This is a genomic window from Lacticaseibacillus daqingensis (genome assembly GCF_003946115.1).
Classification (GTDB): Bacteria; Bacillota; Bacilli; order Lactobacillales; family Lactobacillaceae; genus Lacticaseibacillus; species Lacticaseibacillus daqingensis.
In genome coordinates this window covers 373,234-384,264 of the sequence record NZ_RHOH01000002.1, presented here as the reverse complement: position 1 = coordinate 384,264, position 11,031 = coordinate 373,234, and the positions used below count along the sequence as shown (strand labels likewise).

Here is an 11,031-nt window from a genome sequence, read left to right as displayed (position 1 = left end):
GTTGCGCCTGTTTGTGCGCCATCACAAAGGAGTTCACATGCTACCGATTATTGCGTTAGATTTTCCCACGCCCGAAGAGGCCACGCGGTTCATCGCGCGGTTTGACCCCAAAGAACCGCTGTTCGTGAAAGTGGGCATGGAGCTGTTCTACGCCGCCGGCCCCCAGATCATTCGCGACTTGCAGGCTGTTCGTCCCGTCAACATCTTCTTGGACCTGAAGCTGCACGACATTCCGCACACGGTGGAACGCGCGGCGTACCAGCTCGGCCGCCTCGGCGTTCAGCTGACCACGGTGCACGCCGCCGGGGGAAGTCGCATGATCACCGCCGCAAAGGCCGGGCTGCTGGCCGGGGCCAAGGACGCCGGGTGTCCGCCGGCGCGCCTGCTGGCGATCACGCACCTGACCTCCAGCGACCAGGCGATGCTCAGCAATGAGCTGTCGATCAATGTGCCGCTGACCCAAGCGGTGCAGCACCTCGCCGCGGTGGCCCAGGCCGCCGGTGCCGACGGAGTCGTCGCCAGCGCCCAAGAGGTGCCGCTGATTCGCGCCGTCACCGCGCCTGATTTTCTGATCGTGACGCCGGGCATTCGCCCCGCCAACGCCGCGGTGGGGGACCAGGTGCGCGTCGTGACGCCAGCCGGTGCCGCTAAGCTGGGCAGCAGCGCCATTGTCGTCGGCCGCCCAATTACCCAAGCCCCAGACCCGGTCGCGGCGTATGCTGCGATCAACACTGAATGGAGGACCCACCTTGCCTGATTACGAAACGCAAATTGCCACCGACCTCTTGTCGATCGGTGCCGTCAGCCTACGCCCCAGCGCACCGTTCACCTGGGCCAGCGGCATTCTCAGCCCGATCTACACCGATAATCGCATCACCATCTCGTATCCCGCCGTGCGCACGCGCATCGCAGCCGGCCTCGCCGCGCTGATCCAGGCCAAGTTCCCGGCCGTAGCGGTGATCGGCGGGGTGGCCACGGCCGGCATTCCGCACGCCGCCTTGGTGGCCGACCGGTTGAACAAGCCGATGGTGTACCTACGCAGCAAGCCCAAGGACCACGGGGCAGGCAAGCAGATCGAAGGTGCCTTTGAGCCGGGCCAAAAGCTCGTCTTGATCGATGACCTGCTGAGCACCGGCGGTTCGGTCCTCAAAGCCGCCGAGGCTGCCCGCAAGGAAGGGGCCGACGTGATCGGCGTCGTGGCGATTTTCAGCTACCAGCTGCCAGCTGCCACCACAAACTTCGCGGCCGCAGACATTCCATTTGCCACGCTGACCAACTACACCGCGCTGATCCACACGGCCGCTGCCAACGGCACCGTGACGCCGGCCGAGTTGACACTGCTCAAAACCTGGCGCGAAGACCCCGAGCACTGGGGCAAGTAGCCACACAAATGAAAAGCAGAGGCCAAGACGATTTTCTGTCTTGGTCTCTGCTTTTTTAGATATTTTCCGGCAGAGTAAGTATTCAGCTGCCGGACTCCGGTTCAGCCCGTGACACTTCCAGCTCCGGCGGGTGGAGCGGCGCAACTTGGGACCCAACAGTGTCGCGCTTCTTAGCGATTTATCGCTTAGAAGCTGGGCCGTGTTTGAGATTGGCTTGCGATTTTGGCAAGACAGGCTTTTTCCGGGCCCACTGCGTTCCGGCCTCAAAAGTTGCAGAGCGGAACCTGCCGGCCTAGGTGTCCGACCTAAATCGATCTGGCAAACAAAGGCTACTTGCGCTGTCGCAGACGCGCCACGGTTGCCGCATCCGGCGTTGCGGTGACGGTGCGCTGGCCCTCATACACCACAAAGCCGGGCTTGGCGCCGTTGGGTTTGCGGATCTTCTTGACCTGGATCCAGTCCACCTGCACGTTGGCGCCGGCGCGGTTCTTTGAGAAGTAGGCCGCAAGCATGGCCGCCTCGGCCAAGGTCTGGTCGCTTGGATCACTGGCGTCGATGATGACGTGAGAGCCCGGGATGTCCTTGGCGTGCAGCCAGATGTCGGTTTTCTTGGCCTTGCGCAGGGTCAGCTGGTCGTTTTGCAGGTTGTTCTTGCCGACCCAGATCTTCGTGCCGTCGCTGGCGTAGAATTCTTCAGGTGCCGCGATCTTGCGCTTTGGGGCCTTTTTGCCCTTCTTGACCTTCAAGCCCTTGAGGTAGCCGCCGTCCTGCAGCTCCAGGCGAATGTCTTCGAGGTCCTTGGGGCTGGCCAGCTCGATTTGGGTCATGATGCCGTTCAGGTAGTCGAGCTCGGCCTGGTTGGCGGTCATCTGCTCACGGACATAGCTGACGGCATTGCGCAGCTTCTGGTACTTGGCAAAATACTTCTGCGCGTTTTGCGACGGACTCAGCTGGTTGGACAGGGTAATGGTCAGCGGCGCCATCTCCGCGTAGAAGTTTGGCAGCGTCACTTCGGTCATCCCGCGATCCACCTGGCTGAGGTAGGTGGTCAGGATCTCGCCGCGGATGCGAAACTCATCCGCACGGTCGCTGTCCGCCAGCGTCTGGGCGAGCTTGCGCTGCTTCTTGTTGTCCTTATCGATCACGTTCTTGAGCACGTGAATGATGTTGCTACCCTGGTTCTGCACGCGGTCGTGCTCGGCCTTTTGCGCGTAAAATTGGTCCAGCATCGCACTCAGCGTCGGGTAGGTCTGGGTCGTGCCGGCAATCGTGGTGTACGGCTGGGCGGCAAATGTCACCTTGGCCCCGGTGGTGATGGTCGGGGTGGGGGCGTCAAAACCGGCCAGAAAGTCAGCCCACGCCGCATCCGGGTCACCGCTTTGCAGTCGGGCGGCCAGCTCTTGGGCCGAGTCCAGTGCCAGCCCCTGGTAGTGGCGTTGCAGCAGCTTGGCCAGCGGCAGGTCGCTGGTTTTCATCAGCTCCCGATAGCCACGGCTGGTGTCGGTGAACGGGTCCACCTTATCCTGGCGCGGCGGTTCCACGTAGGTCGCACCGGGCATCAGCAGGCGATAGCGGTTCTGGTCGGCGCCGACATGGCGGATCAGGTCGATGATGCGGTTGGTGGTCAGGTTGACCAGGGTGATGTTGCTGTGGCGGCCCATCAGGTCGATGACCAGCCGCAGGGTCTGGTCATCCCCCAGCTCGTCGCGCGTGGCAAAATCCAGCTGCAACACGCGGTCATTGGCCACCTGCGCGAGGCGCTTGAGCGTGGCGCTGGCCAGGTACTTGCGCAGCGTCATCGTGAAGTTGGTCGGGACATCGGGGTTCTTGTACGGGATCTCGGTCAGCTGTACGCGCGCAAACTCAGGGTGCGCCGACAGTAGCAGCGGCCAGTTCTTCCGGTTGGCCCGAATCCCGAGGATCACTTCGTTAGCGTAGGGTTGGGTAATCTTATTGACGCGGCCGCCAACCAGCAGGTCTGCCAGTTCGCGCTGCATCGCGTGGGTAAAAAGTCCGTCAAATGACATGGGAGCCTCCATCCGCAAACGCCGATTTCATGACGTTTGATCCTATTGATTGTACCGTTTTTGGCGCACCGGCGCAAAAGTCGCTCTTGGCTTTTCGAGGAGAAATCATTCAAAATAACCGCGTTTCATGGTATGGTTATGGGAGCTAATTTAGAAAGAAGTGGGTGCACACATGAAGATCGCGGTCGTCACAGACAGCACAGCATACCTGACCGAAGCACAGGTCGCCGCGAACGACATCAAGGTCGTTCCGATCCCGGTCATTTTGGACGGTAACGTGTACGATGAAGGCAAAGACATCACCACGCCGGCGTTCTACGCCAAGTTGCGCACCGCCAAGACATTCCCGAACACCTCCCAGCCACCGCTGGGGGAGATGCTCAAGCTTTACGAGAACCTTGCTAACGAAGGTTACGACACCATCTTGAGCATTCACCTGGCCAGCACGATCTCCGGCTTCGTGAACACGTTGCGCGGCGCCGTCAGCGAAGTTAAAAACGCGAACGTCATCGTTTACGATTCCCAGATCACCGTCATCCTGATGGGCGAGCTGGTGTTGACGGCCGCGCGCATGGCGCAAGCCGGCCAACCGGTCAGCGAGATCATCGCCACGTTGGATGCGCTGCGGGCCACCATCGGCGAGTACTTCATCGTCAACGACCTGCAGAACCTCGTGCGCGGTGGCCGCCTCAGCAACGCCGCTGGGTTCATCGGGGGGATGCTGAAGATCAAGCCGCTGTTGACCTTTGATGACGAGAGCCACAAGATCGTCGCCTTTGAAAAGATCCGTTCGCTCAAGAAGGCATACGGCCGCGTGGAGGACCTGTTCACCGCAGCGCTCGCAGCAGTCGACTACCCGGTGAAGGCCTGGATCATCGATGCCAACGACCCCGAAGCTGGCGACGCGTGGCTGGCGACCCTGCAGGCCAAGTTCCCAACCGTCAGCTGGGACCGCTCCTACTTCGGTCCGGTCATCGGCACCCACTTGGGTGAAAAGGCCATTGCGCTGGCCTGGATCAAAGACACCACGAAGTAATTTGATGCAATCACGCGCGGCGCCGCACAATCGGTGTCGCGTTTTTGTGTGCCGTCTGCTAACATGGAAGGCAATGAGCATGAAGAAGGAAGGCATTGCTATGTTTCTGACCGCATCCCACACGCCTGGCCGCATCCTAGCCAGCCGGCCCGTTTACACGGGACCGATTTTCACCGTGGCGAAGCAAACCATCGACACCCCCGACGGCCTGCGCGTCGAGCGGGACCTGATCCACCACGCCCCGGCAGTGGCGATTCTTGCCATCACGCCAGACGACCAGGTGATCGTCAACCGCGAATACCGCGTTGGCGTCAACCGCGAGTCCTTTGCGCTACCGGCCGGGCTGATCAATCCGGGGGAAACCCCGCTGGCTGCTGCCAAGCGCGAGCTGGTCGAGGAAACCGGCTACGCAGTGCAGACCCTGACGCCGCTGTGTGCGGTCCACTCCAGCGAAGGGATGACCGATGAGCTGGTCCACCTGATGCTCGCCACCATCGACCCGACCCAGCGCACCGCCACCCATTTTGATCAAGACGAGTTCGTCACCGCCCAGCTGGTGCCGCTGCCAACCGTTATCGCGGCCGTGAAGGACGGTCGCATCACCAGCGCCCAAAGCGTGAGTGCGCTGAGTTACTACATGGCCTTTTGCCGCCAGGAAAGCTGAAGGGATCCCGCTTGAAAAACATTCAATTCATTGCCACCGATATGGACCACACGCTGCTGACAGAGGCGGGGACGCTACCGCCACACTTTGACGACTACCTGGACACCCTGGAAGACTTAGGGGTGCAGTTTGCCATCGCCAGCGGCCGGCCCCTGTACACACTGGCCAACCTGTTTCCGCGCCACAAGAACCAGCTGACGCTGATCGCTGACAACGGGGCGGTCATCTCCCACCGCGGGCAGATTTTGCACAAAACGTTACTGGACGTGGCGGACTATCAGGACATGGCCGCCTTCATCAAGGGCCATACCGATGGGCGCCCCTTGGTGTGCGGCCTACAAGCCGCCATTGCGGAAGAAGCGGACCGCGCGCTGGGGCCAGTGTACCAGGAGTTTTACCACAACCTAGAGTTCGTCGCGGACACCAGCCAGTGGGCGGGGGAAGCGGACAAGGTGACCATCTACCTGCCCAATGACGACGCCCAGGCGACCTTCGAGCAGGCGATCGCACCCCGTTACGGTACGCGTTTTTCGGCGACCGTTTCCGGGCCGGTGTGGATCGACATCATGCCCCAAGGCGTCAACAAGGGCAACGCGATCGAAGCGATCGGGCAGCACCTGAACATCCCGCTGGCGAACATGATGGCCTTTGGCGACACGTTCAATGACGCGGAAATGCTGGCCACAGTGGGCCACGGTTACCTGATGGCCAATGCCGCCAACGGCATGGCGCAATACGCTAAGTATCGCACCGCCAGCAACGAGGACTACGGCGTGCTCAAGGTCTTAGACCAAGTCATCGCCGCCAAACGCGGCTAGGGCCAAAGGAGGGGACTCATGCAAATCACGGCAACTTCTTTGCAATCGGTGCCCCTGACCGCGGCACCCGCTGATCTCCGCACGCACCGCGGGCCGGCCTGGGTACTGGCAGACCCAATGCCACTCGCCCTCGTCACGGTGTGGCGCAACGCGCTGCACCCCACGCTGCTCCATTTTGACTTTGGCTTGACCGCGGCGGGGACCACCTACGCCCCCGCCGCGCTGGCCGATGCGCTGATCAGCACGGTGGTGACGCACGCGAAGGCCACCAGCTTCCGTGGGGTGATCCTCAGCACGGACCGGCCGCTCACGCCACTGCTGGCTGCGCTGCTGTCGCGCGGGTTGCGGCGCGTGCGCACGACCTTCATGCCGACGCTCATGCTTGCGGCGGGGACCTTGCCCGAGGCGGCGCTACCCGCGGGGATGCAACTGGTCAGTGCCGCCACCATTCGCCAGACCCCGGCCCTTCAGGCGCAACTACTCACGCAGACATTTGCCGCCTACACCGCCGCGCACCAGGTCAATCCAGCCGCGGCCACTGCACCAAGCAACTGGCCCAGCCTGATGCTGCGCGACCTGGTGCCCGATGTGCCCGTGGCACTGGTGCACGCGCAGACCCTGATGGCTTACTGCCTGGTTTACACCAACGACGCCACTAGCGTCGACTTCGGCTACGCCTGGGGGCAAGACGCAGCCGCGCTCGCGCATCTGGCCCCGCAGACGCTTAGCGCACTGGCGGGGAGCTACCAGCGGCTGAACGGGGAATTTGACGACACCGACCCGTTTGCGATGCAGATCGCCCGCTACTTTCCGCCGGTTGAGGGACCTGAGCTGGCCGCTTACACCCTTGTGTTTTAACCCCACCCCAAAATCGCCCCGCCTGCAGCATTTGCAGACGGGGCGATTTTGTTGGTTATTGCAAGGCGGCCAAGACGCCCAACAGCGTGTCGGTAGCGGTCACCAGCGGCAACCCATGGGTGAGGGCGTAATCGTTGAGCGGCGAACTGGTGGTTTGCGTCGTCGCCGTGTTGACAACGGCCCAGCAGTCCTTCGCCTGCGCACGCGCGGTCACGCCGCGCAACCCCCAAGTCCCCAGTGCCTGCTGCACCGCCGGCGCGGCGGCGGCCGTGGCGTCCAGCAGAACCGTTTGACCCGCTTGGGGGACCGTCAGGTGGTAGCTGTCCACCAACGCTTTTTGCATCGCCGCCGCGTAAGTTGGCGCGATCCCGATTGTTTCACCGGTCGACTTCATCTCTGGCGCCAGTGCCGTGGGCAAGCCGGGCAGCTTGGCAAAGGAGAAGACCGGGGCCTTGACCGCCACCTGCGTGGGCACCGGCAGGTCACCGGTAGGTAAGCCGAGGGCCGCTAACGGTTCGCCAAGGGCCAGGCGTGTGGCAAGCTTCGCGAGCGGGTAGCCGGTCACTTTGCTCATGAAGGGGACGGTGCGGCTGGCACGCGGATTCACATCGATCACGTACACTTGCTCGGCCACAACGAATTGCACGTTCATCATGCCCTTCGCCTGCACCGCCAAGCCGATCTTGGTGGCGATGGCCCGAATCGTCGCCTGCTGCGCGGCTGTCAGGTGCTGTGGCGGCATCACGGCTAGGGAGTCCCCTGAGTGGACCCCAGCGCCTTCCACGTGTTCCATGATGCCCGGGATAAAGACCTGCTGACCGTCACTGAGCAGGTCCACCTCACACTCCAGGCCGCGCACGGCGTGATCGATCAAAATGGGTTGGTGCGGCGCGGCGTCAATGGCGGTTTGCACATAGGCCGCCAGGTCGGCCGGCGCCTGCACAACCGCCATCGCCCGCCCGCCGAGCACGAAGCTTGGGCGCACCATCACCGGGTAACCCACCGCTTTCGCAATTTGGGTGGCGGAATCGCGATCCGTTGCCGTCGCCCCGGCGGGCTGGGCGATCGCCAGCGACTTGAGCAGGGCGGCAAAGGCGGCCCGGTCCTCCGTTTGCCGGATCCCGGCCAGGTCGGTGCCCAGAATCGGTACCCCGCCTGCCACTAAGGCTTCCGTCAGGTTGATCGCCGTTTGCCCCCCGAACTGGACGATCGCCCCAAGTGGCCGCTCTAACGCCGCCACCGCCAGCACGTGTTCCGGCGTCAGGGGCTCAAAGTAAAGGCGGTCGGACACCGAGAAATCCGTGGACACCGTCTCCGGGTTGTTGTTGATGATAATGGCGTGGTAGCCCATCGCCTGAAGCGCCTGGACGCAATGCACCGTGGTGTAATCAAACTCGACCCCTTGCCCGATGCGAATGGGGCCCGACCCGATCACCAGTACGCTGTGGCCCAGCGGTTGGCTCTCGTTGGCGCTAGGATAGTGCGTACTGTAAAAGTATGGCGTGGCACTGGCAAATTCACCGGCACAGGTGTCCACCATCTGATAGCTCGGCGGCAGTGCAAGAGCCGCGACCGCCGCCAGTGGTTGCGCCCAGGCGGCGGCCAGCATCGCCTGAGTGAAACCGAAGCGCTGCGCCGCCTGAACCGCCGCAGCGGTCATCGGGGTCTGCTTCAGGGCCGCCAAGCGCGCCCAGATGCCCGCGAGTTTGCCCAAGAAAAACGCCGGGATGTGCGTTTCGGCGGCCACCTGCGCCACCGTCCAGCCTTGGTGAACCGCCGCAAAAATGGCGAACAGCCGCTGCTCGGTCGGCTGGCGCAGCGCCTGCATCAGCGCAGCACCCGTGGGTTCCGGCGTCGGCAGCAGGGTGGCCTGCGCCTGCGGGTCGCTGGCCAACGAGGCGATCGCCTTGAGCAGGGCCTCCTCGAAGGTGGTGCCAATGCCCATCACCTCACCGGTCGCCTTCATCTGAGTGCCCAGTGTGCGCTCAGCCGTGGGAAATTTGTCGAAGGGGAGGCGCGGAAGCTTGACGACCACGTAATCCAAGGCGGGTTCAAACGCTGCAAAGGTAGTGGCCGTCACCGGGTTTTGAATCTCCGCCAAGCTGAGGCCCACCGCGATCTTGGCAGCGATCTTAGCGATCGGGTAACCGGTCGCCTTGCTGGCCAAGGCAGACGAGCGACTGACCCGGGGGTTGACCTCGATCACCGCATACGCGTCAGAGTCAGGCGCCTGGGCGAGTTGCACGTTACAGCCGCCGCGAATGTCCAGCGCGGCCACAATTGCCAAACTCGCTGTGCGCAAACGCTGGTAGGTGACCTCATCCAGCGTCAGTGCCGGGGCCACCACCATTGAATCGCCCGTGTGGAGGCCCACTGGATCCAAGTTTTCCATGCAGCACACGGCAATGGCCGTACCTGTGGCGTCGCGCATCACCTCAAACTCAATTTCCTTCATCCCCGCAATGCTTTTTTCGATCAAGCACTCGGTAATGGGGGACTGCCGTAACCCCCGGTCACAGATCGTCGTTAACGCCGCCGCATCGGCGGCAATGCCCCCGCCGAACCCGCCCAGGGTGTAAGCCGGGCGAACGATCACGGGGTAGCCGGCAGTCGCAGCAAACGCCAGCGCCGCCTCAACCGTGTGAACGGTGCGGCTGGCCGGCACCGGTTGATGCAGCTGGTGCATCAGCTGGCGAAAGGCCTCGCGGTCCTCCGCCTGTTCAATGGTGGCCAGGCTCGTGCCCAAGAGCCGCACGTGGTACTGGGCTAAGACACCGGCCGCATCTAAGGCCTTGGCGAGGTTCAGCCCGGTCTGGCCCCCCAGCGTCGGTAACAGGGCATCCGGGTGCTCAGTCGCGATGATCCGCGTCAGTGACGGCACAGTGAGGGGCTCCAAGTAAACCGCATCGGCGATCTCAGGGTCCGTCATGATGGTCGCCGGGTTGGAGTTGACCAAGACGACTTGGTACCCTTCCTCGCGCAGACTTAAACAGGCTTGGCTCCCAGAGTAATCAAACTCCGCGGCCTGTCCGATCACGATCGGGCCGGACCCGATCACCATGATTTTATGAATGCTTTGATCCTTAGGCATGACGTGTCACCCGCACTTCCATCAGCTGAACGAACTGGTCAAAAAAGGGCCGTGCTTCCGCCGGGCCCGGCGCCGCTTCCGGATGATACTGCACCGAAAACACCGGGCGCGTCTTGTGGGCGAGGCCCTCAATGGTGTGGTCGTTGGCCTCTACGGCAGTCACCACCAGCGGGGTCTGTGCCAGCGAGGCTGGCACCACCGTGTAGCCATGGTTCTGGCTGGTCATGATGGTTTGCCCACTGGCAAGGAGTGTGACTGGGTGGTTGAGCCCCCGGTGACCAAACTGCAGCGGGGCGGTGCGCGCCCCGTTAGCCAGTGCGAGGAGCTGGTGCCCCAGGCAGATGCCAACCAGCGGGTAACGCTGCTGCAAGGCGCGAATCAGCGGCAGCACGGTCGGCATCGCCGCTGGATCACCGGGCCCATTGGACAGCAAAATACCATCGGGCCGAAGCGCCGTGATTTGCGCCAGTGACGTGGTCGGCGGGACCACGGAGACGGCACAGCCGTGCGCTTCCAGCTGGGCGATAATGCCAGCTTTGGCGCCAAAGTCCACCACCACGACATGGGGATGCCCCCCGGGCTGGGCCAGTCGTAGCGGGCGCACCGGTTCTTTGGCCGCAGCAGTCAGCCGTGCATAGACAGGCGCGAACGCGGCCGTCAGGGGCGCATCCAAAAGGAGGGCCTTGAGCGGACTGTGTGCGCGAATCCGCTGCGTGAGCGCCCGCGTATCGACACCCACAATGCCAGGCACGTTGCGCGCTTGCAGAAAGGCGTCAAGCGTCACGCCGGTTGGCCCCGGGGTGGCCTCAAGTGTATGCAAGATCACGGCCTGACAGCCGCTGGCCGTGCTTTGGTTACGGTCAGGCAAGACACCGTAAGTGCCGATGATGGGGAAGGTAAACGTCAACAGCTGGCCCGTGTATGAGGGATCCGTCAGCGCTTCCTGATAGCCCACCATGCTGGTGTTGAACACCAGCTCACCGGCGACTGCACCCGGTGCACCGCAAGCCGTGCCGCGCCAGCACGTGCCGTCTTCTAAGTAGAGATACTTTTCCATTGTGGCCATCTCGATTCTGAATGGGGTTTCATTCAGTAAACGGCATCATGATTAAAATGTCAACTATTATGTATAATTGTCGGATTTTTCACGGAAAA

9 protein-coding genes are annotated in these 11,031 nt (G+C 62.7%); 6 read left to right on the top strand and 3 right to left on the bottom strand.

The window, feature by feature from the left end; translation table 11 throughout:
• Nucleotides 1-37: 37 nt before the first annotated feature.
• Nucleotides 38-757, top strand: coding sequence for an orotidine-5'-phosphate decarboxylase (pyrF, locus tag EKM88_RS03995; protein ID WP_125703360.1), 720 nt, complete (start codon nt 38-40; stop codon nt 755-757).
• Nucleotides 750-1,382, top strand: a complete 633-nt coding sequence (gene pyrE, locus EKM88_RS03990) for an orotate phosphoribosyltransferase (RefSeq protein WP_164511987.1) — start codon at nt 750-752, stop codon at nt 1,380-1,382. Before pyrF ends, pyrE begins: the two co-directional genes overlap by 8 nt.
• 329 nt (nt 1,383-1,711) lie before the next feature.
• On the opposite strand, the gene EKM88_RS03985 is transcribed toward pyrE, so the two are convergent.
• Nucleotides 1,712-3,409 carry an NFACT RNA binding domain-containing protein gene (locus tag EKM88_RS03985; protein ID WP_125703356.1) on the bottom strand — a complete coding sequence of 566 codons (1,698 nt, stop codon included), beginning with the start codon at nt 3,407-3,409 and terminating at the stop codon, nt 1,712-1,714.
• 172 nt (nt 3,410-3,581) lie between these two features.
• Here EKM88_RS03985 and EKM88_RS03980 point away from each other — a divergent pair, with 172 nt between their 5' ends.
• The 4 genes from EKM88_RS03980 (at nt 3,582) to EKM88_RS03965 (ending at nt 6,785) form a co-directional block, all read left to right on the top strand.
• The gene (locus EKM88_RS03980; protein WP_125703354.1) at nt 3,582-4,445 is read left to right on the top strand and encodes a DegV family protein; all 864 of its coding nucleotides are present in this window, start codon (nt 3,582-3,584) and stop codon (nt 4,443-4,445) included.
• Between the two features lie 100 nt (nt 4,446-4,545).
• Nucleotides 4,546-5,109, top strand: a complete 564-nt coding sequence (locus EKM88_RS03975) for an NUDIX hydrolase (RefSeq protein ID WP_125703352.1) — start codon at nt 4,546-4,548, stop codon at nt 5,107-5,109.
• 11 nt (nt 5,110-5,120) lie between these two features.
• Nucleotides 5,121-5,927: an HAD family hydrolase gene (locus EKM88_RS03970; RefSeq protein ID WP_125703350.1), complete on the top strand. Its 807-nt coding sequence runs from the start codon at nt 5,121-5,123 to the stop codon at nt 5,925-5,927.
• An 18-nt stretch (nt 5,928-5,945) separates the two neighbouring features.
• Nucleotides 5,946-6,785, top strand: coding sequence for a hypothetical protein (locus EKM88_RS03965; RefSeq protein ID WP_125703348.1), 840 nt, complete (start codon nt 5,946-5,948; stop codon nt 6,783-6,785).
• Between the two features lie 55 nt (nt 6,786-6,840).
• Here EKM88_RS03965 and carB read toward each other — a convergent pair whose 3' ends face one another.
• Both carB and EKM88_RS03955 read right to left on the bottom strand, forming a co-directional pair.
• Complete coding sequence (carB, locus tag EKM88_RS03960; RefSeq protein ID WP_125703346.1) at nt 6,841-9,876, bottom strand: carbamoyl-phosphate synthase large subunit; 3,036 nt, start codon at nt 9,874-9,876, stop codon at nt 6,841-6,843.
• Complete coding sequence (locus tag EKM88_RS03955) at nt 9,869-10,933, bottom strand: carbamoyl phosphate synthase small subunit (RefSeq protein ID WP_125703343.1); 1,065 nt, start codon at nt 10,931-10,933, stop codon at nt 9,869-9,871. Before EKM88_RS03955 ends, carB begins: the two co-directional genes overlap by 8 nt.
• Nucleotides 10,934-11,031: the final 98 nt, after the last annotated feature.